General features: G+C 35.7%; 22 protein-coding genes. 6 read left to right on the forward strand and 16 right to left on the reverse strand.

The window, feature by feature from the left end; translation table 11 throughout:
* Positions 1-19: 19 nt before the first annotated feature.
* From DFQ03_RS10810 to DFQ03_RS10865, 12 genes are all read right to left on the reverse strand, one after another.
* Positions 20-1024, reverse strand: a complete 1005-nt coding sequence (locus DFQ03_RS10810) for an AAA family ATPase (RefSeq protein ID WP_133673203.1) — start codon at positions 1022-1024, stop codon at positions 20-22.
* A gap of 12 nt (positions 1025-1036) precedes the next feature.
* Entirely contained in the window at positions 1037-1657 is a 621-nt protein-coding gene (locus tag DFQ03_RS10815; RefSeq protein WP_133673204.1) for a DUF4159 domain-containing protein, read from the reverse strand.
* Positions 1658-1750: 93 nt separating this feature from the next.
* On the reverse strand, positions 1751-3067 hold the full coding sequence (locus DFQ03_RS10820; RefSeq protein ID WP_133673205.1) for a TldD/PmbA family protein: 1317 nt from the start codon (positions 3065-3067) through the stop codon (positions 1751-1753).
* Between the two features lie 25 nt (positions 3068-3092).
* On the reverse strand, positions 3093-4733 hold the full coding sequence (locus tag DFQ03_RS10825; RefSeq protein ID WP_133673206.1) for a TldD/PmbA family protein: 1641 nt from the start codon (positions 4731-4733) through the stop codon (positions 3093-3095).
* 286 nt (positions 4734-5019) lie between these two features.
* Positions 5020-5649, reverse strand: coding sequence for a hypothetical protein (locus DFQ03_RS10830; protein WP_133673207.1), 630 nt, complete (start codon positions 5647-5649; stop codon positions 5020-5022).
* A gap of 123 nt (positions 5650-5772) precedes the next feature.
* Positions 5773-6522 carry a LytR/AlgR family response regulator transcription factor gene (locus DFQ03_RS10835; RefSeq protein ID WP_133673208.1) on the reverse strand — a complete coding sequence of 250 codons (750 nt, stop codon included), beginning with the start codon at positions 6520-6522 and terminating at the stop codon, positions 5773-5775.
* A 6-nt stretch (positions 6523-6528) separates the two neighbouring features.
* Positions 6529-9561, reverse strand: coding sequence for a sensor histidine kinase (locus tag DFQ03_RS10840; protein ID WP_133673209.1), 3033 nt, complete (start codon positions 9559-9561; stop codon positions 6529-6531).
* 41 nt (positions 9562-9602) lie between these two features.
* Positions 9603-10634, reverse strand: coding sequence for a hypothetical protein (locus DFQ03_RS10845; protein WP_133673210.1), 1032 nt, complete (start codon positions 10632-10634; stop codon positions 9603-9605).
* Between the two features lie 9 nt (positions 10635-10643).
* Positions 10644-11537 (reverse strand): SH3 domain-containing protein, encoded by an 894-nt coding sequence (locus tag DFQ03_RS10850; RefSeq protein WP_133673211.1) that lies wholly within the window; start codon positions 11535-11537, stop codon positions 10644-10646.
* Between the two features lie 21 nt (positions 11538-11558).
* Entirely contained in the window at positions 11559-12122 is a 564-nt protein-coding gene (locus DFQ03_RS10855) for a hypothetical protein (RefSeq protein ID WP_133673212.1), read from the reverse strand.
* A gap of 294 nt (positions 12123-12416) precedes the next feature.
* A complete protein-coding gene (locus DFQ03_RS10860) occupies positions 12417-14564 on the reverse strand; it encodes a VIT and vWA domain-containing protein (RefSeq protein ID WP_133673213.1) in 2148 nt (715 codons plus the stop codon).
* A 275-nt stretch (positions 14565-14839) separates the two neighbouring features.
* Positions 14840-17104, reverse strand: a complete 2265-nt coding sequence (locus DFQ03_RS10865) for an alpha-L-fucosidase (protein WP_243834479.1) — start codon at positions 17102-17104, stop codon at positions 14840-14842.
* 223 nt (positions 17105-17327) lie between these two features.
* Here DFQ03_RS10865 and DFQ03_RS10870 point away from each other — a divergent pair, with 223 nt between their 5' ends.
* Positions 17328-17789: a pyridoxamine 5'-phosphate oxidase family protein gene (locus DFQ03_RS10870; RefSeq protein ID WP_133673214.1), complete on the forward strand. Its 462-nt coding sequence runs from the start codon at positions 17328-17330 to the stop codon at positions 17787-17789.
* Between the two features lie 63 nt (positions 17790-17852).
* Here DFQ03_RS10870 and DFQ03_RS10875 read toward each other — a convergent pair whose 3' ends face one another.
* Entirely contained in the window at positions 17853-18611 is a 759-nt protein-coding gene (locus tag DFQ03_RS10875; protein WP_133673215.1) for an RNA polymerase sigma factor, read from the reverse strand.
* A gap of 152 nt (positions 18612-18763) precedes the next feature.
* Between DFQ03_RS10875 and DFQ03_RS10880 the strand changes: the two genes are divergently transcribed.
* Entirely contained in the window at positions 18764-21271 is a 2508-nt protein-coding gene (locus DFQ03_RS10880) for a cation-translocating P-type ATPase (RefSeq protein WP_133673216.1), read from the forward strand.
* Here the strand turns inward: DFQ03_RS10880 and upp are convergent, their stop codons facing one another.
* Positions 21272-21925 carry a uracil phosphoribosyltransferase gene (gene upp, locus DFQ03_RS10885; RefSeq protein WP_133673217.1) on the reverse strand — a complete coding sequence of 218 codons (654 nt, stop codon included), beginning with the start codon at positions 21923-21925 and terminating at the stop codon, positions 21272-21274.
* Positions 21926-22032: 107 nt separating this feature from the next.
* Positions 22033-22794, reverse strand: coding sequence for an SDR family NAD(P)-dependent oxidoreductase (locus DFQ03_RS10890; protein ID WP_133673218.1), 762 nt, complete (start codon positions 22792-22794; stop codon positions 22033-22035).
* Between the two features lie 316 nt (positions 22795-23110).
* On the opposite strand from DFQ03_RS10890, the gene DFQ03_RS10895 reads away from it, so the two are divergent.
* Genes DFQ03_RS10895 through DFQ03_RS10905 form a run of 3 tightly spaced genes read left to right on the forward strand, consistent with a single transcriptional unit; the run spans position 23111 to position 25687 of the window.
* On the forward strand, positions 23111-23956 hold the full coding sequence (locus DFQ03_RS10895) for a universal stress protein (RefSeq protein WP_133673219.1): 846 nt from the start codon (positions 23111-23113) through the stop codon (positions 23954-23956).
* A gap of 16 nt (positions 23957-23972) precedes the next feature.
* Complete coding sequence (locus DFQ03_RS10900) at positions 23973-24815, forward strand: universal stress protein (protein ID WP_133673220.1); 843 nt, start codon at positions 23973-23975, stop codon at positions 24813-24815.
* 32 nt (positions 24816-24847) lie between these two features.
* Positions 24848-25687 carry a universal stress protein gene (locus DFQ03_RS10905; protein WP_133673221.1) on the forward strand — a complete coding sequence of 280 codons (840 nt, stop codon included), beginning with the start codon at positions 24848-24850 and terminating at the stop codon, positions 25685-25687.
* Between the two features lie 32 nt (positions 25688-25719).
* Here the strand turns inward: DFQ03_RS10905 and DFQ03_RS10910 are convergent, their stop codons facing one another.
* Complete coding sequence (locus DFQ03_RS10910) at positions 25720-26019, reverse strand: thioredoxin family protein (protein ID WP_133673222.1); 300 nt, start codon at positions 26017-26019, stop codon at positions 25720-25722.
* 112 nt (positions 26020-26131) lie between these two features.
* Between DFQ03_RS10910 and DFQ03_RS10915 the strand changes: the two genes are divergently transcribed.
* Positions 26132-26965: a universal stress protein gene (locus DFQ03_RS10915; RefSeq protein ID WP_133673223.1), complete on the forward strand. Its 834-nt coding sequence runs from the start codon at positions 26132-26134 to the stop codon at positions 26963-26965.
* The last annotated feature ends 3 nt before the right edge of the window (positions 26966-26968 follow it).

A 26968-nucleotide genomic window follows, 5' to 3' on the forward strand; every position in this document is an offset into this window, starting at 1 on the left:
CTCGATAATGGAGCGTTGTTTACTTGCCTTTTATTTCAATAGCATTCAATAAATGTGTAGCCACTTTATCTGATGTTATGCCTTCTGCTTCTGCTCTAAAATTGACCAACACCCTATGGCGAAGTACTGGCAATGCCACTGCTTTAATATCATTTAGAGTTACCGCTAACCTACCTTCTAACAATGCGTTAGCCTTTGCCGTTAAGATCATTGCTTGACCTGCACGCGGTCCTGCCCCCCAGTCTACCCAGTCTTTCACATAAGAATCCGTAGTGGTTTCTGGACGTGTTGCCCGAATAATATCACTCACAAAACTAATAAGGGCATCACTGATCGATACTTCACGTACCAATGCTTGCAACCGTACGATATCTTCGCCTGAAATAACTCTATTTAGCTTCTTTTTAAAGGTACCCGTTGTCGCTTTTAGGATGGCTTCTTCGTCCTTCTGCGTAGGATATCCAATTTTGATGTACAGTAAAAACCTGTCTTGCTGAGCTTCCGGCAGTACAAATGTACCTGACTGTTCAATTGGGTTTTGTGTTGCTAGAATAAAGAACGGTTTATCTAGCGGATAGGTTTTATCTCCGTAGGTTACCTCAAACTCCTGCATAGCTTCCAGCAAGGCAGCCTGTGTTTTTGGTGGAGTACGGTTAATTTCATCCGCCAGGATAATATTGGAAAATATAGGTCCCTTGTTGAATTTGAAGAACTTTTTACCTGTAGTATGATCTTCCTCCAAAATTTCGGTACCGATAATATCCGAAGGCATTAGATCGGGCGTAAACTGTATTCTTTTAAACTTTAAATCGATTGCATTTGCCAAAGTTCTGATCATTAAGGTTTTTGCCAAACCGGGAACCCCTTCTAACAAAGCATGACCACCGGCCAAAAACGTAATCAGTAACTGCGATACGGTTTCTTCTTGACCAATAATTACTTTTCCAATTTCCAGCTTTAGGGCGCTCAATTTACCGGAAAGCATTTCTACCTCATCTGCAATGCGTTGTAATTCTTTATCCATTCAAAAATGTGTTTATGAGGTTAGGGCATACATGACGATGTTGACCCCAAACCGTGTATTGTCTATTTTGTACCAACGTTTATTTCTAAAATCATAATCCCACTCGCAACCGTAATCTTTGTTACTGTACAATACCCCTATTCTTCCATTGATGACAATTGCCTTTAAATAATCGTGCACCAGATCATCTCCCCAGCCGTTCAGCTCTTGTGACGTGGTCGGCGGACCGTCTTCAAAGTCAAAGAATATGGTATAGATTTCGTGGTCGTTGGGTATTTTTTTTAATGCGGACGGACCAAATATTTCTTCCATTTGCCGCTCGAAAGACTTGGCGAACAACCCGTCTATATCATGATTACAATCATCTGCGAAAACAAATCCTCCGTTGCGGACATATTTCTCAAAATTCTCTTGTTCCTTTTTGGTAAACTCCACCAATTTATGTCCTGAGATATAGCAAAACGGACTCTTAAAAATATCATCGCTGGCGAGGGTGATTATCTTTTCTTGGGTGTCAACTTTCAAGATTGTATACTCCACCAATGAATTTAACAAGTTGGATGGCATACGCTGATCCACATCCCAATCGCCGGATTCATACTGTAATCTCGTAAAGAAAAATTCGTTGCTCAAGGGCAAGTAATTAGTGTTTTTATTCCGCTTAAAAAAGAAAACTGGTTGTTGTGAAGTGTCACAAACAACCAGTTTCTAATGTATTATTATTGATTAAACCGCATCTGAAAGACTGGTAAACGTAAAGTCGCGCACTTTCATATAGGGTATTAAATTACCATTGATACGTACTTGTTTCCCAAGGGTTTCTAGATTGTTCAACATAATGATCGGACTCTCATTAAACCTGAAGTTTTTTACAGGATATTTAATTTCTCCGTTTTCTATGTAAAACGTTCCGTCCCTTGTTAGTCCCGTATATAATAAGGTCTGTGGATCCACACTACGTATGTACCACAAACGTGTTACTAGAATTCCTTTTTTAGTACTCTTGATCAAGTCTTCTAAACTTGCATCGCCACCGGTCATAATCGCATTCGATGGAAAAGGAACCGGATCAACACCTTTCTCCTTTGCCCAAAAACGATCATACGCCAAGTTTTTAACGACTCCGTTTTCAATCCAACTTGTCTTTTTTAAAGGTTGCCCTTGTCCGTTCCAAGTCGCTGTAGGTACTTCTGGATTCAACGGGTCAGAATAAATATTAACGCGTTCGTCAACTATTTTTTGACCTATTTTATTTTTACCATCTGCAGCAGACATAAAGCTTCTGCCTTCATCAGCTGAACGGGCATTCAAAGAACGGAACATATTACGTAACAAATCTGCCGATGCAGCTGGCTCTAATATTACCGTATACTTACCAGGCTCAATAGCTTTCGCTTCTCTAGAAAGTACTGCCTTGTCGATTGCCGTTTTTGCAGCTTCATCAGCATCGAACTTATCAACATCGTTAAAATCCCTTGATACCCAACCAGATCCTGTACCGTCATTGGTGCGCATGGTTACGGTAAAATCTACATCCGTAGATTTATTGTAAGCGAACAAACCCTTAGAATTGATCATTGCGCTAAACCCTGCCGAGTCATTTAAAAATCCTGCTGCAGTAACATCTTTTGCATCTGCAGGAACAATACTGCTACTTGCTACCTCAGCTCTGTATTCTGGAGTTATATTGGCGGTAGATTCACTAAACGTTATTGCCTCATCATACTCTTGCGGACCTAAAGGCTCCATAAACTCAGGATTCTCTGGAGATAATTGTGCAAGTTCTTCTGCTCTTCTCACTACTTTTTCAAGTGACGCATCATCAAACTCGTCTATAGTTGCCGTTCCTGATTTTTTACCAAAACTAGACTGTACCGCCAGACTTTGGTTAGAACTGAATCCTGCCGTAGATACTGTATTACGTGCATACCTAATATTTCCGCTATTATAACCGCTTAGATTTATCTCGCAGGTATCGGCTTTGGAAAAGCTCAACGCCTTCTCCAATATTTTTTTTGCTTCTTCTTTTGTATAAATTGCCATTGTTGTCCTTTTTTAGGTGAACCAATTAAATGTTTCTACCAGTGTTAATTACGTTTACATCATTGAACCTGGCAGTTGAACTACCATGGGATACAGCGCTTACCTGAGAAGGCTGCCCTTTACCATCGAAGAATGTACCGAATAAACGGTAATCATCTTTATCGCAAATCTTAACACATGAATTCCAAAACTCTTGAGTGTTGCTTTGGTAGGCTACGTCTTCTAACATACCTACTATTTCACCATTTTTGATTTCATAAAATACAGTACCACCAAATTGGAAATTGTAACGTTGCTGATCTATAGAGTACGATCCACGACCTGCTATGTAAATACCTTTTTCCACATCTTTAATCATTTCGGCAATTGAATACTTTTCCTTGCCCGGCTCTAATGATACGTTTGGCATACGTTGAAACTGAACATCGTCCCAACTTTGTGCATAGCAACAACCGTGAGATTCCTCTTCTCCGATCATATGTGCTTGGTCACGTATGGCTTGGAAATTTGTCAATACTCCGTTTCGAACTAAATCCCATTTCTTAGCTTTCACTCCTTCATCATCATATCCAACAGCGCCTAAAGAACCAACTTGGGTCTTATCTGCAACAAGGTTTACAATATCGCTGCCATATTTAAAATTGCCCGATTTCAATTTATCTAAAGAGGCGAAACTAGTACCGGCATAATTTGCTTCGTAACCTAATACTCGATCTAATTCTAATGGGTGACCCACAGATTCGTGAATAGTCAACCCAAGGTGATTTGGCTCTAAAACCAAATCATATTTACCGGCATCAACAGATTTTGCGGTTAATTTTTCTTTAGCTTGTTTTGCTGCCATAGTAGCATCTTCTACCATATCGTAGCTATTTCTGTATAAGCGTAAACCTGCAGGACCTTCAAGTTTTTCAGATTCTAATCCGTCTAGATACTCATAGCCCATACCTACGGGAGCACTCATATTTTCCCTAGTTTTAAAAGTACCTGCAGATTTATCAACTGCGGTAACTCTCAAAGTAGGCCATAAACGGTGAATGTCTTGATCTATGTAAGAACCATCGGTCGATGCAAAGTATTTTTGCTCGTTAACCATAAATAAGGCGGAGTTCACAAAGTTTGCTCCATTATCCAAAGCGGCGGCATTTGCACTTAATAATAGGTCTACCTTTTCTGAAACAGGAACTTCTTTAAAATCTTTTTTGATCGGTGTTTTCCAAGACACCTCTCCATATGCTTTAACAGGAGCTAACTTTACCGGTTCTTTTTGAATTTTAGAGTTTGCTTTTGCAATGGCAACTGCCTGCTCGGTAGCTTTTTTAATACCGTCTTCGGTAACGCTATTGGTAGAGGCAAAACCCCAGGTTCCATTAGCAATAACACGAATACCAATACCGAAAGATTCTGTATTTACTACATTCTGTACTTTATCTTCCCTAGTGAATACATATTGGTTCAGATACCTACCAATTCTGGTATCTGCATATGTTGCTCCTAAAGATTTGGCAGTGTTCAATGCCACATCTGCCATTCTCTTTTTTACCAAGGTATCCATACCAGGTTCTAGTAAAGCCTCTGTGGGGATGTCATTTCCTAGCAATAATGATGGCATCATTAGTGCTCCGGCACCCAACCCGGCGTACTGTACAAAATCTCTTCTTTTCATGTGTTAGTTTTAAATTGGTTCTTTATAATACCATATGAAACTCTAAAGAATAACATATATAGTGAGTTCTTACAATGTCCGATTTTCTAGAAAGTTGGTAGGTAATTTTCTGCCGTAAATTCTAGCTCCCTAAAAATAGACAGGCTTTTGAAACAATTATGTTAACCTTAACATAAAATATAACTTAATTTGATGCTTTTGAGAATTATGTAAAAATATGGGGATGATATTTTGATCTTCGGAAGGGTTAAACAGAAACTAATATTCTGATATCAGTATTCTTTTTTTAAAAATTTCTCCCAATTTTTAAAGAATAGTGTGGAACTGTATCGCCAGTAGTATCGGTTTGAAATGCTCCTAAGACTCCAACATAATATGAATTGGCAATTTCATAACTATAATGCAAACGCAAAGATCCGCCAAAAGCAAAGGTACGTCCTGATTCTAATCTAGTAATATCCCTTACAGGTATGGGTAAATTTGTAGCTGCCGGATAAAGGGTAATATAAAAATCGCTAAGTGAAGTAGCTTGATATCTAAACATTGAAAGTACAGAAGTACCAAATTGATGACGATTTAATTCAATAAAATTATACCTAAATCCCAAAACCAATTGATATCCTGCAGTTACAGTATGAAGAGAACCATCATATTCATTACCCTGTGAATCTTCATAAGTTAAAAAATAATCAGGAGTATCATTTAAGGTACCTTCAAAACCTAATTGCCAATATAGTTTATTGGCTAATTCTTGACCGTAATTAATTCCGTAATGATAGCCAGGTATATCTGCAGAACCATGTGTACTTCTACCGAACATAAATTCTAAATAAGACACATCATTATTCTGAGAATAGATTGATAAAGTGGTAAGTGATGTAATGACAAAGAAAAAAATACTTTTTTGGATATCCATAATTCAAGAGTTGATCAAATATAATTATGTGTCAACAATTAACTGCCCAGGAAGTCCTTCGAAAAACTGTGGTTATTATGTTTTAATTCTGAAAAAATCAATATGTTATTACAAATTTCCAATCTACCTATGCATCTTATCTAAAATCTCAATAATCTCGGTTTTTTTGCGGACAGATACAGGTACATTTTCTCCATTCTTCAACATTAAATAACCGCCATCAGTTTTTATATAGGCGCTAATGCATTGTAGGTTGACCAAGTGACTTTGGTGCACACGAACGAAATCGTGACTACTTAAAAGGTCTGCAAAGTACTTTAAAGTCTTTGTTACGAATATCTTGCGTTTATCTTGAAGGTGGAAAATAGTATTATTACTATCAGATTCACATCTGATAATATCATCTAAACTGACAATGATAATTTGATCTAGCGTATGTAGCGAAATCTTGTTCGGCTTTTTCTCTGGCGCTGCTATAGTTTCCTTCAAAATCTGCAAACGCTCTTTATTGGGTTGCAACTGCTCTTTTGCTCGTGAAATGGCTAAACTTAAATCGGCATTTGAATAAGGTTTTAATACATAGTCGATTGCAGCAAACTTAAAAGCGCGTATGGCAAATTCATCACTTGCGGTTACAAAGATTATTTTCGACTTCAGGTCTGGAAAAATCTCTAAAATATCAAAGCCCGTACCATCACCCAACATAATATCTAAAAATAGAATATCTGGCTGATTTTTACGTAGCACCTTGGCGGCTTCCACTACACTCTGCGCCGTGGCGATAATTTCAATTTCTGGGTGTTGCGTCTCAATATCCTTCTTTAAAAGGGTTAACGCGTCAATCATATCTTCTACTATTATCGCTGTATGCATAGGTTTTTAATAATCTGTTAGTAAAGGTATTTTAAAGGTAATCTTGGTACCTTCAATACTACCATCTTCATTTTTGATTTCACTGATATGCAAGCTGTTTTTACCTGCAATTGATTCTAGTCTTTCTTTGGTCACCGTTAATGCCATTGATTGATGGTCTGTTTTTTGTTTTTCGCTTTGCGATTTAAAAATACCTAATCCGTTATCAACAATACTACATTGCAAATGAGTTTTTGTAGTGGAAAAGGTAATCTCCAATTTACCAGGTCTTTCGCCTTTTAAAATACCATGTCTAATGGCATTTTCCACAAAGGGCTGAATCAACATAGGGGGAATCAAAATCTCTTCTGCATCAGGAGTGGTTGCTACATTAACCGTATATTTAAAAGGCTTTTGAGCCATCAACTTTTCCACTTCTATATAATGTCGTATCGCCTTTATTTCTTGGTCTAGACTTATGTGTTCTTTTCTTGAATTCTGTAAAGTTTCTCTCAACAAAATGGCAAAGCTGTTGATCGTAGCATCCATCTTGTCCGGTTTGGTACCCGCCATAGCTTTTACCCCGTTCAAGACATTAAAAATAAAATGGGGATTCATTTGTAATTGCAGAGCTTTCTGCTCCAAAGTAAGTAAGTAATTCTGTGTTTTTAACCGTTCTTGTTCCGCTCTATTCTTTGCCTTGATTTTACGGATATAAAAAATCCCTATTCCCAATAACAGCAATACCGCCAACGCCAATATCGACCATTGAAACCAGTCTTTTTGGTATAGCGGACTATCAATAAAAAAACCAAATCTTATGGGTTTGCTTTCTTGCCATCTGTAATTTCTAGATTGTACTTGAAAAGTATGAGATCCATAAGCCAGACCAGCGAAATTCTGCTTGTTCTCCTTAACCCACGGACTCCACTCCGTTTCATCTAATTTTGTTCTGTATTCCACCTCATTTGGGTGGTCTACATCTACCGTTCTAAAGGAAAAACCTAATTGTGTCTGCTCGGGAGATAACTGTAAAACTTTGTTGCTGTTTGTCCAATCTTTTAAAACTAAAGTATCAATATTCCTATACCGCTCTTCTACTCCTGTAAAATATACTGTTGGTGGCGCTGCCGTTTTCTTGCTTTCACTGGGAATATGTTTTGTTAACCCATAAATTGCCCCAAACCACAAATTGCCGTCTTCATCTTTATCTACTGCATTTAAACACGTTTCTATGCCTAAAAATCCGTCATTTCTTCCAAAGTGATAGACATCTACAATTTCATTTTCGGTGCTCAATTCTATTTTATCCGCTCCCCGTTCGGAACCTGCCCAAAGAAAGCCTTGATCATCAAATATGAGCTGATAAATGTTATTAGACGATACGTTTTTAGCTCCTTTCAATTGTTGAAAATTTACAGGATTGGTGCTGTTCGCATACCAAATCCCTTTACCCGATGTACCTAGAAAAATGTAATCTTCATGAAATAATATGCTATTAATTGCAGTTTGTTGCTCCAAACCTGTGGCAATACTTGTTACCTTATTATTTTCAATAGTACCTAAATGTCCGTTTTGTGTAGCGTACCATAATTTACCCTGTACGTCTTTTTTGAAATCTTTGATGAGCATATCCGTAATTCCATCACGGGTGGTAAATTTCTTTTTTATGACCAGGCTATCCTTATCGGAATAATAGTTGAATTTCACTATTCCCTCTGCATAGGTTGCTGCCCATACGTAATCATCTGCTGCAATAACGGTTCGTACCCAATCGGACGGAAAACCTTTACTTTCATCAATAATATGATTGATGGTCTTTTTAACCGCAACCGTATCTATCTGTATTAAATAGGTCTCGCTTGATGAGAATACCAGACTATCTACCATTTTAGTCTCCCTAAACAACACCCCTCGGTTATCTGATCCTGCCCAAATATTGCCTTTAGAATCGCTAGTGATGGTTTTGATTTTAACATCAAAAAATGAACCTTCGTTAGGTATGGCGTGTATTCCTGCAGAATCAATTTTTGCCAAACCAGCTTCCGAAGTTGAAAACCATAGTCCGTCCGCAGCATTATGTACGGCGTAAATTCTATTTCCCCTTAAACCCGTTCGCTGATTGTAATGCTTAAAATTATTCTGAAAGTATTTGTAGAAACCACCACCAGATGTCGCAATCCAGATATTGCCATTATTGTCGTTAATTACTTTTCTAATATGCGGAGTAGCCAAACCGTTAGCGGTATTCAACCTTTTTATCTCTGAAAATTTATTGGTTTCCACAACGGTAATTCCTTCATTGTCAGTGGTTATCCACAACTCATCTTCATTCTGAATTGACATGGAATTTATGCGTGATGGTTCTGGCATTAGAAACCGGTCATCGTTATTATCTTGATCGATGATAAATACCCCATCATCAAAAGTAGCCGCAAGAATTTTGTTTTGATGTACAATAACGGACTTAAAGTTATTGACCTCAACTTTCTTTATTTTGGTGGCAGCATCGTTTAAGTCATTTAGTTTCCATAGCGCCTTATTGGTCGCTAGCCAGTAGTTTTTTCCATCAAAAAAAATTGAATTGATTTCACTTTTATCTATCTCTGGATGGATGGATATTTTATTGAGTTTTTTGCGCTTAGTATAGGTATACACTCCTCTTTTCGTACCAATATACAGCACTTGCTTCTCGGGATATATTTGAAGTATTTGAGGAGCATCAAAATTGACGAATTGATTCTTGACTTTAATGGAAAGTCCTTTCGTAGTACCCACAAAAACCGAGTCATTGGAGGTGTATAATGCGTCTATGTAGTTGGAGAGTAGTCCATCACTTTCATTCCATACCTCAAAGGCATTTCCATCAAAATTTGCCAATCCGCCACCTTGTGTACCCAACCACAAGTAACCCATATCATCTTGTACCATATCATATACCTGAGACTGTGGCAAACCATCTGCAATGGTATATGCGCGTAGCTGACTGTTTTGCGCGAACAACTGTATTGTTCCGAAGAAACAAAAAACAATCAACACATATTTTACAGATAACTTCAAAAAATGGATTTATTTTAGGTTTTAGATTAACGCCTTTATCTCTATAATATTTGATAAAGTGAAGGGTCTTCTACCGTGGCATTTTGGTACTCATTTACATCATTGGACTGCAAAATAGGTGCCAATATGCACAGCACGGTTGTTTTACCTTTTATTATCAACTTATTCCCTTTCACCGTACTTCTCCAACGGAATTTCTCTATCGGAATTTGTAATTTATAAATCACTTCAGCCATTTCAGGGGATTCCGAAATCCAATCCATAATAGCTTCTTTGTCTTCTAAAGTAGGTATATCGGTAACGGAATCAAAAGTAAATTCCCATTCAACCGGAATATTGAATTTAAAACTATACGCTTCTCCAAAAGAAGACTCTTGCCTGGTCTTTAACGCGGTAAACCACTCGATTGCTACATTGGGATATTCTTGCTCAAACTCTTTAGCAAGGTATGCCGGACCTTTAGACTCTGCCGTTGGATAGTAACCGTAGTAGGGTTTTGCCAAATAATGTTCGGCATACTTACCGCCGAAAACATTAAAATAAGGAGAAGCAATTACTTGTTCTGCCGCTAAGACATGCTTCAATTCTTCTAACAATTGTTTGTTTTTCCCTAACCCACAGGAGTGAAAAATAACCTTGGTATCGTTCATAAACTCATCGCGAATAGATGCGATGCTATTGGTAGCCATGGCACGTTGTAAACTTTTTACCGTAATACGCTCGCCATTTACTGTAGTTTTCAAAGACATACCCAGCCAGGCATTACTATGGCTTACAATGTTAATTTCCTGAAATTTTATATGCTGCTCTCCTGCTTTGTTTACATAGGCTATGATCTCGTCAATAGTACATAAGCTATCTACAATTGGCATTCCTTGCTTTTCAAAATACCGTTTTGCATTGTTATAATAGGTGTTATCACCTTCATCAATACCAGCAATAAAAACGATGGATTCTACTATTCGTTCTTTTTCTAACGGGTAAGCAAGAGCCGTTTCCGACTGTGGCGAAAACGGCTTCTTACTTCCAAGCATTAGCACACTAACCAATACTAAAATGAAACACTTATTCATAACTGTTCTTTAAAAATTAGTACTCACTACTGCATCATCCTTAATTTCACGAACATCTTCCTTTTTAATCAGCTTAGAACCGTTCCACACATAAGGTGTTGTAATGAATTCTACATTATCTTGAGCCAATGCATCATCTAAGGATTTAATATTCTTTGTAATGGTCGTCTTCAACAAAATGGTACTCTTTACCCCTTGCATATCCGACGGAAAAACAAAATGCTCCGTTTTTAAATAATTGGTATCGGCATAATCTATTAAGTCCGCCACTTTCTTGAATCTACCATTATTCCAAAACAGGTAGCTCTTACCTACTTGGTAACCTGTGTCTTTATCAGCTAAATCTACTGTAATCACATCTTCTACATTGAACAGACCTAAACTACCGTGGTTTTCAATATGAACCGGAATCGCAGCCAAACTATCTAACACCATTTTATCCAATTGTTGTCCATTTTTAAAGGCTCGTAGTTGGTATGTTGTTTCCGTAACGCCGGATGCATTTTTGGTACTACTTTCATAACCGTACACAAACTTTACTTGGTTGTCTGCAATACTCCCAAAGGATTTCTGAGCGATCATTCCGCCCCATACCCAGCCAGTTTGGTCACCCGTTGTTACACGGTACCAGTGACTTTTAATACCATCTATTTCTTTGACGTACAAGCTCTTTTCCCACAATACCATTTTAGTTCCAATATCCAATAGCGTTACTTTTTTACTGCGTACCGATGGCTTTTCACGAAGAAATACTTTGTGGGCCAATAAATACTCATACGTTAATTCTTCTGCAGGAATATCTTTATCCATCACTTCAAATTCTACTTGTTCTACACTTTGGGCGAACATGTTTACAAATGCAAATAAGCATAGGAATAAGGCACTTTTCTTCAAATTTTTCATAATTCTAAATTTTAAGGGTTATTAATAATTAATTGCTGTTATAGCGTCTTCTGTATCAAAGTCATCATCGTTCCAAGCAATGCTTCTAAGTACTTTAATATCTTTGATTGTAGCTGTTTGTGTGTATTGTACCGCGGCTCTTAATATGGTTCCTTCCTTGCCAAATAACTGATTAGGAAAAATGTAGTGTATATCTGTAATTGGTTCGTAGGCATACTCATTTTTTATACTTGGCAAGGCGATAAAATCATTTTTATTGGTGACCAAATAATAGTACTCTTCCTTACTTGAACAGCAAGCATTATACGCTACCGTTACTTTTAAAATTTCATTGATATCCTCTAAATAAGGATTGCTTAAAACCGAAATTCGTATTCCATCTAACAAACCAAAATCTGGAATAGACAATGTCGCAACATGACTTTCTGGGTTGTTTGTTACTATAATATCTACCAACCATGTATCTTCCTCTTCTTGACCACTATTTCTTTGGTTCGTGATATCGTAGGTATCCGTTAATTGAAACTCCTGTGCATTGATGATACAAATGCCGAATAAAAAGGCGAATAGGATTAAATTTTTCATACTGTTATTTTTAGTTGTTTTGTTTCTACACTTCTAAATTAAAGTAGAGTTAGGGCTTTTAAAGGGGTGTTCTAGTATTCGTAGCTGTTCCTCTAGAATTCGTTGAAATACCCGTATTTATTCAGATGCTATATGTTCTTACTTGATATTTCAATAAAGAAAAAGAGACCATTTAGAAAGCAAACATTAGATATTATAAAAAGGCACGAAGCAATCGCTATCAACTTGATACAGATTGTTTCGTGCCTCGCAAAGACGTTTTTATTAAAACTGCTTAACGAAAACTGATTCTGTCTACTTTTTAAGGGTTAACGTCATTTCTTTTTTAACGGATTTTAAACTGATTTTCTCCAATTCCAATTGTATGGTTTCATCTATCGTCCAGATACCATTTTCAAGTTTTTCTACACAAACCACTTTTCCTTCTGCATTGAATTTTATGCGCAGACTGTCATACTTTTTTAAATAGTCCGTCACAAGTTTGCTGTACATCACCTTAAACTCCATTGTCAATTGTCTTTTTACATTCTTCTCAATTTCATTATCAAAATCTATGGTAAACGTGCGTTTGAATTTGCTACTTTCCTTTACCTCTGCTTCTGCACCTACGGCTGAATTATTTACATTTTCAGACATTGGCAAGGGTTGCTTTACGTTCTTAAGCGTACCATCTTTATTGACTATAGTTTCATCTACTGCTACGAAAGAGGTGTAGTTGGTCAGCAGGTTATATTTGAGTCCTAGTGCAACCACCTCAGCTTTCACATCTTCATTAAATAACTTTTTGTAATCGTCTAACTCCGCTATTTTCTTTCTAGCCCACAAGTAGCCCAATGCCCTGTTCGTTTTGCTGACACTACCATCAGAAACATTATAAACCTCCCTAAAACGTTTCTTGCCTTGGTAACCGGTTATTATAATTTTACCCTCTGCCTTACCCCTATATTTTCCGTGTACAACAACTGGTCTTGCCGCGAAAACATCTGGTATACTCTTTTGGGCAAGGTCGTACATATCAAATCCTCTAGCCTCTACTTTTACCCGTGTCAATAATGGTGTTGCTATATAATTTGCAAAGTCTTTGGCTACTTCCGCAGCCTCTTCTGAGGTAGTGGCAATGAAAGATTCGCTATTAGACACCTTTGCCACACCTTCAATTAAATACCTATTGACGCTAGAACCAATGCCAAATGTGAAGACATTAGCTTGATCCAGGTTATTTGCAATAAGCTCAAAAGCTTCTTTTTCCACGCTAACATAACCGTCTGTAATTACCACCATAGACCTTGCAACGCTCATGTCTTTCCTGGGTAATTTGTATGCTGTTTGAAGTGCACTTAATAACTGGGTACCGCCACCACCTTGACCTTCGGATAAGAACCGAATGGCGGCTTCAATATTCTGTTCGTTAATTTCTACAGGGGTGGGACTAAAAATGGTTGAACTTGATGCAAATAACTGAACGTTGAACGTATCGGTCATTCGCAATCCGCATAGAAGATTACGCATCAATGTTCTTGACACCTCTAATGGATAACCGTTCATAGAGCCCGATACATCTACGATGAACAAATATTCACGTGCCGGAATATCATCTAACACCACATTAATATTGGGTTCCATTTGAAACGTAAAGAAATTTTCATCTTCACCCTCGTACATTAAAAGTCCGGTTTGTATTTGATTGCCCCTTAAATTATAGTTTAGGATAAAATCTCTGTTCGACGGATTTTTATTTTCTTCGGACAATATAATCTCGGCTGTTTTTGCATCAGGATAATCGACGGCTATGTGGTGTGATGCACTAGTGACATTTTGAATGATCATTCCCGCATTCAACCTCACCGAAATATCATAATTAAACGTATTTGCTATTCCTTTAGCGGTATACGGCATATTGAAACTTTCTTCGTTATCCGTATTTTCACCTGTAAATCTGGGTCCCACAACCGCTGGCGCTACAAACTGATATTCGCCATTTACAGGCACCAGAATTTCAGTATAATAAATGTCCAACGTAATTTCATCGCCGGGCATAATATTACCAACGTTCATTTGAAATACATTGGGTCTGTGCTGGTCTAATTTAGCAGCACGTTTGCCTTCTTGCAATGCGGAATCATACACCTTTTGTGCCTCTTGCTTTTCAAATATTTTAGCAATAACAAGTCGCTCATCAACAATCATATGCATTTTATGAACCGCTGCTTGTGTAGAAAGCGGAAACACATATTTGGCTTCAATTGCCTCTGCACCCTTATTTTGATAGACTTGTGTAACCCGCACATGGGCAATGGTGCCAGCTATATTGACTTCTGTAATTGAAGATTTTAAAGGTATATTGGCATTCTCGGTAGCGACCAGTAAATACGGACTATCCCCGTCTTGGGAAAAACCTATAAAACAGGTAATGCAAAGTAAAAGGGTGTAAAGTGGTTTCATGATCGTAGTTTTAGATTATTACTATTTAAAGTCAAATCTAAAGGGGTACGAACGGTAATTTTGGGTGCTTTTAGAATTCGTTGGGTATTATCTAGAATTCGTTGAAGAACCGTTATTCCGGATATGAAAATTTAGCGATTATCTTCTATGGTTTTGATTTAACAGGTACGTGAGAAATAACCGTAAGCCTATATTCACAATAGTTTATCTATAACTAAAAAAGGATTCTACCTTTTAAGTGGAAGTAGAATCCTTTTTAGAATATCTTAATAGCACTACTTAAAAAAATCTAATTCAGCTATTGCTGCAGAAGAATTACCTCCCGCAATTTCTACTACCTGTAGTTTTACATACCTCGTAGAAAATGATTTTTTAAACTTAAACAGTCTACCCGTTGGATCATTGATCAGATTACCAAATTCAAATGTTTCTTCAGCTTGCCAATGAATACCGTCCATACTGCTATAAATAATTCCTTTTTCAATCATTCCTGTCGAAATTGTAGAAGTCGGTGTATATTTAAAAGCGCTGATTTCAGTTTCATCCCCTAAATCTAAAGTAACATAATGGTCTTCGTCAACACCTTCTTTAGATAGCCAATACGAATCTTTATTCTCATCAAACAACAAATTGACATGGTGATCTTCATAATTACTACTGGCTTTAACAGCCTTCCAATTATTTTTTTGCAACCCAAGACTCAATTGAGCAACACTGCCCAAATCTTGGTTTATAATTGCCAATGCTTTAACCGTACCATTGGCAAATGAAAATGGTTTACTAAAAATTGTAGATGACTCGTTGGGCTCTTCACCATTGGTGGTATAAACAATTTTCATACCCTTAGTTAAATTACCACTTGCGTTTTCACCATGAGGTTTCCATTTGAAATCTGCCATTTTAGGAGCTATATCAACCAAGCCCGCTTCTGATCTATGAATATCTAAAACAGGAGGTCTACTTTTGTAAAAATGGGCAGATACATTCTGAAGCACGGGAATAGCTCTAAAATCAAGTATACGTAATCGCAACTTATTAGTTGCTACTTCCGGAAATCTAAGAATTCTTTTATACCCAATATTCGTGCTTAAAACCAATTCTTGCCATGAGCCATCCACCCATGCATCCAAGGCATGACGAGATACACGTTCACCGTGCCTCTTCACATCTTCTTGAATTGTAAACCTATTGATCTTTACCTCTTTTGGCAGTGTAAATTCGAGTATTAATTTATCATTATCCAATACTAAAAAAGAGTCTTCATCGGTATCCAATAATTCTGCCGGACCATCAGCATTTTCCAATAAATCAATACCATAGGTTTCATTAATACGAATACCCGTTTCTTTTAAAACTTTTACATCTTTATCTGAAAATTTCCCTTCTCTGTTTGGAGGAATATTCAATAAGAAAATTGAATTGCCACCAACGGACCTTTCGTAGATATCAAAAACATCATCTGTATTTCTTACTTTCTGCTCGTCTTCATTTCTATAGAACCAACCCTCTCTAATTGAGGTATTTGTTTCTGCTGGCTGGTAATGCAAGTATTTACCTTTCATAAGCTTATCGACACTTGCAACATCTTCACCCGTAATATCGGCAAACAAGTTCATTGTTCTAGGGTCTTCAGCGTATGGTATTATATTCCACTCTGTTTCTCTCGTTGCTCCGGCTTCATTGCCGCACCATCGCGTTCCTTCTTTACCGAATACCACCGCGTCGGGAGCTAAAGCTGTGATAAGCTTTTTCCAATCTCTATATTTATATTGTTGTCCGCCTTTTCGCTTAGGGTGAGCACCATCAAACCAAACTTCATCTATTGGTCCGTATTCGGTTAGCAATTCAAATAGTTGATTTAAAAAGTATTCATTATAATCATCAACTTCAAATTCAAAAGTTGTTTTATTTTCAAATGGTCTTCCTTCTACTGCTCTTGGAATAGTTCGTACAGTATACTCACTTAAATTACCGTACAAGCCATCTTTATTTTCTATCTGATATAAATCTGCAGGCGATAAATAAACACCTAGCTTAATGCCATATTTTTCGCATGATTTGGATAGTTCTTTGAGAATATCTCCTTCACCGTTTTGAAAGGGCGAAGACATAACGCCATGTTTTGTATATCTGCTTTGCCATAATACAAAGCCATCATGATGTTTAGCAGTAATGATTACCTTTTTCATACCCGCATCTTTCATTGCCCTACACCATTGATCGGTATCTAGATTTTTCAGATTAAACACCGAAGGGTCTTCCATACCATTGCCCCACTCAAGTTTTGTAAATGTATTTGGTCCAAAATGTACAAATGCTATAAATTCGTCTTTTAAAGCATTCATTTGATTTTTTGAAGGAACTACATGGGCAGCCTTTAAAATTATAGAGTCCCTAGAATCATCTTCATCTATTTTAATCGTATTTTGTGTAGTATAGATTAAATTTTTTGTGGTTTCCTCTCTACATGAAGCTACTAAAAACAGGAGCATTAATAATTTTAAAATTGATGGTACTTTTTTTAATGTTGATTTAGTCATTGATTAAATTTTGATTGTTGTTTGGTCATTAAAAATAACCTTAAAAATTTCAAATCTAAATTTTAAATAAGGGTAATAATGGCTCACATTTGCGAATATCCTTAAAAAAGCCCCCTTTGAAAATTGCAAGTGAAACTATAGCAACAAACTATAAATGACCAATATCATGTGCAACTATTTCAATGATGTATACATTTATAAAATTAATAAACAACAATAGGTCATGAGAAGAAATTTGAACGTAAAAGAATGTGTAGCATTGTTAGAGCAAAACTACATTGGCAGGCTTGCATATATTTCTGGCGAATGTCCACACATTGTACCCATTACCTACTTCTACGATTTGGATACTAACACTATAACAAGTTATTCTTCTCAGGGACATAAAATTCGGGAAATGAGAAAAAACACCACCGTTTGTCTTGCCGTAGACGAAATTGCCTCTATAGCCAATTGGAAATCGGTATTGCTGCATGGTACTTTTGAAGAACTTGCCCGAATAGATGCCAAACATATGCTACATGAATTTTCAGAAGGAGTGAAAAAAGTAATATCAAATAAGTACGGTGAGAATCCTAAATATATAAGCGAGTTTTCCGCTAAAATTGATGCAGAAGATGCTCCAATAGTTTTTAGAATAAACATCACTGAACTAAACGGAAAAATAAGAGTTACGAACTACTGATCATTAAATAACTTTTGAAATTGCATAAAAAAACTCTCATTTTTAAAGAGAGCTTTTTCTTTTTTAATTACTTTCAAACAAAAACCTTTTTTCAAAACTATCTTTTAATAGTTGCCTTGCAGAAGTCAATAATTCTTCTACTTGGGTAATTGTTGTTTTACGTATTTCAGCTATTTCTTTTGTCGTCAAACCTTCATTTGTAAAGAGCTCAAAAACAGTTCTCATGGGCATATTCATTTTGTTGAGCACTAACTGAATATGACGATAAATGCGTTCTTTATTCAAAGAGGCATCGAGCTTGTCTGCCAATTGTTTTTCTTCTTCCGTTATAAAAACGTGACTAAGTGAATAGTTGCTTTTATCTAAAAATGTATCATCTAACTCTTCTAATAACAAGAAATCGCCATCAGCATCTTGAGTATAATTTTCTTCCATTGCATCCCATTCCTGCTTAGAATAGGAATCTATATTATCAAAAAACACATGATCAAACTCTTCTTCTATCAAACTGTCTTCCAACAATTCATCCACTTTTTTAAACAAGAAAATATGTAATTCATTTTCAGTCTTTATATCGTCTATATTGTCATACACTTCAATAAATAACTGGTCGGTAAAATCATTTGGGTCAAACATACCCTTATTTAATTTACCATTGGCAACTGCACTATTAAGTCTTTTAGAAACGTATCTATATATTTGGGGCAATACCTTTAATAATTCACTATTAAAAGATCCCCTATTTTCTTTGCGTTTAAAAGAAACCAACTTAGCGTAAGTTTCTTTCATAATTATGCGAACATCATTAACTACGTTTTCCATATGAATAGTATTCTAAGATTATTAGTTATATAAATTTGCACATTTTTCGATTAAAATAATATGATAAATATCAGTGAGTTAGCTAAAGATTTCAAATACTTTAGTACCTTATTGTATGTTCAAAATCAGTAAAGAAAAATCAAAATAAGTTCATGACGAACGCTACAGACTTTGGAATTACCGGACTCACCAATGAACAGGTCGATGCTTCTAGAAAAGAACATGGCATCAATTCTTTCTACTATAAAAAAGAAAATAGCTTTATAGAAGCTCTAAAGAGTATCGCCAAAGAGCCCATGGTTATTTTACTATTAATTGCTTCGTCAATTTATTTTATTACGGGGAATTTTGGTGATGGTGTTTTCTTAGCTATTGCCATTGTTCTTGTTGGATCTATATCGTTATTTCAAGATTCAAGAAGTAGAAAAGCGTTAGAGAATCTAAAAAAATTAACGCACCCAAAAAGTAAGGTCATACGTAACGGCAATGTTGTAGAAATTGATAGTCAAGATGTAGTATTAGGCGACTATATCATTGTAGAAGAAGGCTCAACCATTTCTGCGGATGGTATTATTGTTCATTCTAATGATTTTTCTGTGAACGAATCTATTTTAACCGGCGAGTCACTTTCTGTTTATAAAGATGCTACAAGTACTGACAATCTTATTTTTACAGGAACCACGGTAGGTAGTGGGTTGGCCATTGCCCAAATTACCGCAATAGGCAACTCAACAAAGCTTGGAAAAATAGGAAAAAGCCTTGACGATATTACCGAAGAAAAAACACCGCTTGAGCTCAAGATTTTCAACTTCGTAAAACTAATGTCTATTTGGGGAGGGATCATATTTCTATTGGTATGGGGTATAAATTACCTGCGTTCTGGTATTGTATTAGACAGCTTATTAAAAGCATTGACCTTGGCAATGAGTATTCTACCGGAAGAAATACCTGTAGCATTTACCACATTTATGGCTTTGGGTGCATGGCGCCTTATGAAAATGGGTATTGTGGTCAAGCAAATGAAAACTGTTGAAACACTAGGTAGTGCTACTGTTATCTGCACTGATAAGACCGGTACAATTACACAGAATAAAATGGCTTTGGCCAAATTGTTTACAGTAAAGACCGGCACCATAGTAAATACTGACGATATTTTAGGGGCTAATGAAAAAGAGTTAATTGACATTTCTATGTGGGCCAGTGAACCTATACCCTTTAATCCTATGGAAATTGCGATTCATAATTTATACGAAAAATTGAGCGATAATGATGAGCGACCAAATTATAAAATGGTTCATGAATACCCTTTAGGTGGTAAGCCGCCTATGATGACCCACATCTTTCAGAATAAAGAAGGCAAACAAATTATTGCCGCAAAAGGAGCTCCAGAGGCAATAATTGCAGTATCCAATCTAACAACTACTGAAATTGAAACTATTCAGAATACACTTGACGACCTAGGTAAAGATGGCTTTAGAATGCTTGCGGTTGGCAAAGCGAATTTTGAAGGAGAAAATTATCCGAAAAAGCAGCAAGATTTTACATTTGATTTTAAGGGAATCATAGCCTTTTACGATCCGCCAAAAGAGAATATTCCGCAAGTACTCAAAGATTTTGAGAGCGCTGGTATTGAAGTTAAACTGGTAACTGGCGATAATGCAAATACCGCGATGGCAATTGCCAAGCAAATTGATTTTATAGGATATGAAAAATGTATTTCGGGTGATGAATTAATGCAACTTACAGATGCTGAACTACAAGAAAAAGTAAAAGATATCAATGTATTTTCTAGAATGTTCCCCGATGCGAAACTGAGAATTGTAAATGCGTTGAAGAAGAATAATGAGGTCGTTGCAATGACGGGTGATGGCGTAAACGACGGCCCTGCTTTAAAAGCTTCTCACATTGGTATTGCTATGGGTAAAAAAGGTACTGAAATTGCCAAACAAGCCGCTTCATTAATCTTAGTTGATGATGACCTTTCAAGAATGGTAGACGCCGTTGCTATGGGTAGAAAAATTTATACCAATCTTAAAAAGGCAATTCAGTATATCATCTCTATTCATATACCCATCATCCTCACCGTTTTTATACCATTGGCGCTACGTTGGATTTATCCAAATATATTCTCGCCTTCACATGTAATTATTTTGGAGCTGATAATGGGTCCTACCTGCTCTATTATATTTGAAAACGAACCGATTGAGAAAAATTTAATGATAAAAAAACCAAGACCTTTTACAACAACTTTTTTCAATTACAAAGAACTGACTACCAGTATCATACAAGGATTAGCCATAACTATAGGTGCACTAGCTGCTTATCAATATTCGGTAACCGAAGGGTTCTCTGAAAATAGTACTCGTACCATGGTATTTATGGTGTTGATCGTGGCAAATATATTTTTAACCTTGGTAAACCGATCTTTTTATTATTCAATTTTCACCACTTTGAAATACAAAAATAATTTGGTGCCATTGATCATAGGTCTAACCATCATACTTTCGCTTGCAATGCTTTATATACCAACCTTAACCCAATTTTTTGAATTTGAACGTTTATCTATACCTCAACTAGGCACCACTATACTTATAGGTGCTATTTGTGTACTTTGGTATGAACTTGTAAAAGGAATAAAACGTTCTAAGAAAAAGTCATAATTATAGCTTTTCGCCATATGCTAAATCTCCGGCATCGCCAATACCTGGTAGAATATATCCGCGGGCATTCAATTCTGGATCTATTGCAGCGATCCATAAATGTGTTTGCTCTGGAAAGATTTTTTCAACAAAGTCAATGCCTTGCTTTGATCCTATAACAGAAACAATATGAATTTGTTTGGGTTTGCCATGTTCTTTTAAGGCTTTTAAAACATTTTCTAAAGTTTTACCTGTTGCCAGCATTGGATCTGAAAGTACTAAAATCTTACCTTCTAAAGATGGTGCTGCAAAGTAGTTGACGATGACCTCAAAATCATCTTTGTTGTCTTCATGTTTTCTAAATGCGGATATGAATCCGTTTTCTGCAGTATCAAAATAATTTAAGAGTCCTTGATGCAAAGGTAAACCTGCTCTTAAGATAGAACATATAACCACTTGATCTTGAATTAAATCCATAGACTTAACTCCAAGCGGAGTTTCTACATTTTTAGAGCTGTATGAAAGAGTCCTACTAAATTCATAACCTAAAACCTCCCCTATTCTTTCTATATTTCTACGAAAACGCATAGCATCTTTTTGAATCTGTGAGTCTCGTATTTCTGAAATAAACTGATTGAGAATTGAATTTTCGTCTCCTAAATTATGAATGGTCATTTATACTAGTTTTATTTTCTAAGGTACTGCTTTCAAAAATAAAACTTGAAATTATAAAGGTTGTCATTTACAAAATCAAGTTTTACAAAAAAATATTCTATTACAAATTATGCATTTACCATACCTCCATCAACAACATGTGTACAACCTGTAATGAATTTACTTTCATCTGAAGCTAAAAACAAGGCAAGTTCACCTATTTCTTTTGAGGTAGCGTAACGATCAAAAGGAACTGTCGCTATAAAACTATCTTTAACCTCATGAGGACTATCTGGTGACATATCTCTTTCTATTCTACGCATCATTTCATTGTCAACAGGACCGGGATGTATGGTATTTACACGAATTTTTCGAGCTGCGTTCTCTATGGCTGCAACTTTCATTATCCCAACAACGGCATGCTTTGTAGCAACATATGCTCCCAACCCCGCAAAACCTTTTAAGCCTGCAACCGATGAAGTAATGATGACACTACCACCAGCTTCCATCTTCGGAAGAAGATATTGACAACCCAACCATACCCCTTTCAAGTTTACCGCTATTACTTTATCGAAAATATCTTCTGGGTAATCTGAAATAGGACTTGATATACCCTCTATACCGGCATTGGCAAAGAAGATATCTATTTTGTCAAAAGTCTTTAAGGTATGATTTAAAAACTTTATGGTATCCTCTTTCTTTGAAACATCGGCTTGAAAAAAAGATATATTCTTGTCATTAAATTTAGTGCGGGCTTTATCAATGGCTTCTGCATCAATATCAACTAAAACAACCTTTGCCCCTTGTTCTAAAAAAAGGTGGGCCGTTGCAAGACCAATTCCTCCGGTTCCTCCGGTAATAACTGCAACTTTATTTTCTAATCTTTTCATAGCTCGATATTTTACTGTTTTTAGATCCTATATTTAAAATGCTTTACGAATGTACGCTCAGTAAAAAACAATGGCTATGACGAATATCAGTATTGAAGGGTTTTAATGTGAGCTCAGTCAAAGAGATAGACCAAAAAACACCTCTTATTGGTCAAATAACCAAAACTGAAGTGTTTAATCTACAATTCACCTATATACGATGTCTTTACTTCAAGATTTAACCAGATATACAGCTTTTGTCTATTTACCGCATGATAATTATCATAGGATTTTTTTACATGGTCTAATACTTTTAGAGTGATTAAAAAGATAAGCCATGAAAAATATTCTCATACCTACTGACTTTTCAGAAAATGCAGACCACGCTATATCATACGCCCTAAATGTATTTAAATGTGAGCGTTCCAATTTTTTCTTTGTGCATGCATATGCAGATGAAGTATATGGTCCTTATCATAATGTGGATAAAGAAACTTTTGATAAACAAAAGAATAGTATTGCCAAAGATTCTGAGAATAAATTAAACAAGCTTATAACAGATACACAAACAAAAACTCATAATCCGCTACACACATACGAAGCTGTATCCTCATTTGAATCTTTAGTAGATGCCATTAATGACTTTGCAGACTCAAAAAATATTGATTTGATAATAATGGGCACCAAGGGTAAAACCGCTAATTCTAAAATTACTTTTGGCAGCAACACGGTACAAGTTTTTAAATATGTAAAATGTCCGGTTTTAGCAGTTCCTGACCAATATGACTACAATCAGCCAAAAAAAATACTTTTTCCAAGCAACTATATGCTTCCCTATAAACGTCGAGAATTGAAACTGCTAGATAATATGGCTGCAGAATTCAAGGCAGAAATTCATAGTCTATATATTTCTGATTTTGAAGATTTGAGCCTTAGACAATTGGATAACAAAAAATTCTTGGAAGAATCTTTACCTAATGCTAGATTATCATTTGTTAGAACAGGTGTTGAAAATAGGTCTAAAGCAATAACAACTTACTTCAATGAGAACAAAATGGATCTTCTGGTCATGGTAAATTCAAGACACTCTTTTTTAGAAGATATGCTTTACCGGTCTACCATTGATGAAATTGGTCTTTCACCTACCATTCCGTTTTTGGTAATGCAAAATCTACCTCGCTAACTAAAATCACTGTACCATGAAGAAAATATTGATTACTACAGATTTCTCAGAAAATGCCTGGAACGCCATTTTTACGGCATTAAAAATTTATGCAGAAGTAGATTGTCAATTTTATTTACTGCATGCCTATGAACCTTCCCCATTAAATTTAATGGGCTCTAAAAGTCAACAAAGACTTGGTGTAATCTATGATTCGCTTTCAAAATATTCGGTACAAGAGCTAGAAGAGGTGCTTTCATATCTTAAAATAAATCATAAAAACACAAAACATCATTTTACTACACTTTCTAAACCAGGAAACATTGAAGATTCTGTAGCATCGGCCATAAACGAAAATGATATCGACTTATTGATCATGGGTACACAAGGTGCAACCGGTGCCAAAGAAGTTTTCTTAGGCAGTAATACGGTAAAAGTATTGAACCAAATAAAAAATATTCCAATTCTTGTAGTACCTACAGGTTACAATTTTCAAAGTTTGAAATCCATACTTTTCGCCACTGATTTTAGTGATTCTTACAAGAAAAATCTATTTGATCCCATTATTGAACTTAGCAAAATTTGGAATGCCGGCATTGAAGTAGTTCATGTAGCCATAGAGTTTAATTTGAACGATAACCAAGATGCCCATAAAGAAGTATTAAAAGAACGTTTATCTGGGTTCGATATTAAATTTAAGAATATAACTTTTGAAAATAATATTTCTAAGAGTATTGACATTTATGCCAAAGACAAAGAGTCTAGCTTCTTAAGCATTCTAAGACATCAGCATACTTTTTGGGAGAAAGTAATTGGTGAAGCAGTCGTAAAAAAGGTAGCATTTCACTCTAAGATACCGGTCTTATTTTTACCTCAATAACATTACACTATTCTAATAATTAAACTATTCTAATGAAAAATATATTAATACCTACAGATTTCTCAGATAATGCATGGAATGCATTAGTATATGGTATTTCTTTCTTTAAAAAGACACATTGTACCTTTCATATTGTACACATAAATTCTATTAACACCAATGCGAGTGGAGAAGCTGCCATGTATGTCTCTCCAGATATTTTAGAAAAAACGATACTAGCAGAAAGTAAAGAAAAACTTAAGGCTCTTAGTAAAAAAATAGAACAGCTACCGTTAAACGTTAAGCACGAATTTCACTTTAAAGCTATTTATGGCTTTTTCACAGATCAGCTTAAAGAGTTCGTCAAGAATAAGAGCATTGAACTTATAATTATGGGAACAAAAGGAGCTTCTGGTCTTAAATCTGTGTCTATAGGTAGTAACACCGGTAATGTTATAACAAAAGTACCTTGCACGTTATTGGCCGTACCTGAAGACGCTACTTATGAAAAAATATCAGAAATAGGCTTTCCGTCTGATTTAAATTTATTCTATGATGTAAAAATACTAGACACCATTAAGGATATTATACTACTAAAAAAATCTGCTCTACGATTATTATATGTTTCTAGTAAAGGGGAAGAACTAAATGCCAATCAAATAAAAATTAAAAATTTATTACTTGATTATTATAAAGAAAACGAATGCACATTTCATGAAGTTACAGGAAAAAACCTAGATGAATCCGTTCAATGTTTTACAGAAAGTAGAGATCTAGATATGCTGATAATGGTCGCCAAAAACCTTAATTTTTTAGAGCGTATTCTGTTTAGACCTACTGTCGAGAAAATTAGCTATCATACAAAAGTGCCATTTTTGGTCATTCATGAATAATATTTAAAAGTCAATTAAAATTGATTATTGTCTTAAATATGCTCTTTTATGACTGTTCTTATATCTTCGATCGGCATTACACCGGTATGCCTCCAAAGAGGCGTACCGTTTTTAAAAAGTATTAAAGTCGGCACCCCTTTAATTTTATATCTTTTAACTATACCTAGTTTCACCTCTACATCTATTTCAATGCTTTTTATTGCTTCTCCAAACTCCTCTATTACCTGTTCTATTACAGGCCTCAATAATTTGCAGGGTGCACACCATGGCGCATAAAAATAAACCAATGTAGGAGTATCTGACGCTATGCTCTTTTTAAATTTCTTCTTCATAGATATGCTTTTATTACTTAAGAATAATAAATAATTAATAGAACCGAGATGACGAATGTCATACTATTTATTACTCAGCGTACTTAATTTTAAAGTATCAAATTATAGTATTATGACCCGTATTCTACTACCCACAGATTTTTCTGAAAACTCTTTTACAGCAATAAGTTACGCACTTAAATTGTACAAAGATTTAAAATGTACCTATTATCTATTAAACAGTTATATGCCACCCGTATACCATACAGAATATTTGATGGGGAGTCCGGCGCAAATAGGTCTTGGAGATATTGTACAGCAAAACTCGCAAGACAATCTTAAAAACCTCAAAGAGCAATTATTAAAAGAATTTGATAATCCTTTACATACCTTTATTACCCATTCTGCATTAAATGTTCTTTCTAGCGAGGTAAGCAGAACGGTAGAGGCTGAAGATATAGATATCGTTGTTATGGGTACCCAGGGCGCTACCGGTGCTAAAGAAATATTATTGGGCACCAATACGGTACATGTCATTAAGAATTCTAAATGCCCCGTTTTGGTGATTCCTTCAAAATTTGAATATGAAACTCCAGAGCAAATACTTTTTCCGAATGATTTTGAAGTATCACTAGATAAAAACAGCTTGTCTCAGCTTTTAAAAATTGTAAATTCTCATGTATCTCAAGTTAACGTAATGCATGTTTATACAGGCGATGTCCTAACCCCTGTTCAACAAAAAAATAAAGAAAAATTAGCCCAGGTATTATCAAAAAATGGATTTTTTCACGAAGTATCCAGCAATGAAATTATCGCAGCAATCAATGATTTTCAGGTAAAACAAAAAATAAACATGTTGGTTATGGTACAAAATAAACACACCTTTTTAGAACGTTTGTTCATTGAACCTGTAATCAAGAAAATTGGCTTTCACGTTACTGTTCCATTCTTAGTAATTCCACAATAAAAT

Origin of the sequence: Maribacter caenipelagi (assembly GCF_004364175.1) — a bacterium.
In the GTDB taxonomy this organism is placed as follows: Bacteria; Bacteroidota; Bacteroidia; order Flavobacteriales; family Flavobacteriaceae; genus Maribacter; species Maribacter caenipelagi.

Coding starts and splice junctions, on each gene's coding strand:
- DFQ03_RS10905 (WP_133673221.1), top strand. CDS start 24,848: ATGAAAAATATATTAATACCTACAGATTTCTCAGATAATGCATGGAAT.
- DFQ03_RS10910 (WP_133673222.1), bottom strand. CDS start 26,019: ATGAAGAAGAAATTTAAAAAGAGCATAGCGTCAGATACTCCTACATTG.
- DFQ03_RS10810 (WP_133673203.1), bottom strand. CDS start 1,024: ATGGATAAAGAATTACAACGCATTGCAGATGAGGTAGAAATGCTTTCC.
- DFQ03_RS10895 (WP_133673219.1), top strand. CDS start 23,111: ATGAAAAATATTCTCATACCTACTGACTTTTCAGAAAATGCAGACCAC.
- DFQ03_RS10900 (WP_133673220.1), top strand. CDS start 23,973: ATGAAGAAAATATTGATTACTACAGATTTCTCAGAAAATGCCTGGAAC.
- DFQ03_RS10875 (WP_133673215.1), bottom strand. CDS start 18,611: ATGGAAAACGTAGTTAATGATGTTCGCATAATTATGAAAGAAACTTAC.
- DFQ03_RS10865 (WP_243834479.1), bottom strand. CDS start 17,104: ATGACTAAATCAACATTAAAAAAAGTACCATCAATTTTAAAATTATTA.
- DFQ03_RS10870 (WP_133673214.1), top strand. CDS start 17,328: ATGAGAAGAAATTTGAACGTAAAAGAATGTGTAGCATTGTTAGAGCAA.
- DFQ03_RS10830 (WP_133673207.1), bottom strand. CDS start 5,649: ATGGATATCCAAAAAAGTATTTTTTTCTTTGTCATTACATCACTTACC.
- DFQ03_RS10820 (WP_133673205.1), bottom strand. CDS start 3,067: ATGGCAATTTATACAAAAGAAGAAGCAAAAAAAATATTGGAGAAGGCG.
- DFQ03_RS10915 (WP_133673223.1), top strand. CDS start 26,132: ATGACCCGTATTCTACTACCCACAGATTTTTCTGAAAACTCTTTTACA.
- DFQ03_RS10890 (WP_133673218.1), bottom strand. CDS start 22,794: ATGAAAAGATTAGAAAATAAAGTTGCAGTTATTACCGGAGGAACCGGA.
- DFQ03_RS10845 (WP_133673210.1), bottom strand. CDS start 10,634: ATGAATAAGTGTTTCATTTTAGTATTGGTTAGTGTGCTAATGCTTGGA.
- DFQ03_RS10850 (WP_133673211.1), bottom strand. CDS start 11,537: ATGAAAAATTTGAAGAAAAGTGCCTTATTCCTATGCTTATTTGCATTT.
- DFQ03_RS10835 (WP_133673208.1), bottom strand. CDS start 6,522: ATGCATACAGCGATAATAGTAGAAGATATGATTGACGCGTTAACCCTT.
- DFQ03_RS10860 (WP_133673213.1), bottom strand. CDS start 14,564: ATGAAACCACTTTACACCCTTTTACTTTGCATTACCTGTTTTATAGGT.
- upp (WP_133673217.1), bottom strand. CDS start 21,925: ATGACCATTCATAATTTAGGAGACGAAAATTCAATTCTCAATCAGTTT.
- DFQ03_RS10855 (WP_133673212.1), bottom strand. CDS start 12,122: ATGAAAAATTTAATCCTATTCGCCTTTTTATTCGGCATTTGTATCATC.
- DFQ03_RS10825 (WP_133673206.1), bottom strand. CDS start 4,733: ATGAAAAGAAGAGATTTTGTACAGTACGCCGGGTTGGGTGCCGGAGCA.
- DFQ03_RS10880 (WP_133673216.1), top strand. CDS start 18,764: ATGACGAACGCTACAGACTTTGGAATTACCGGACTCACCAATGAACAG.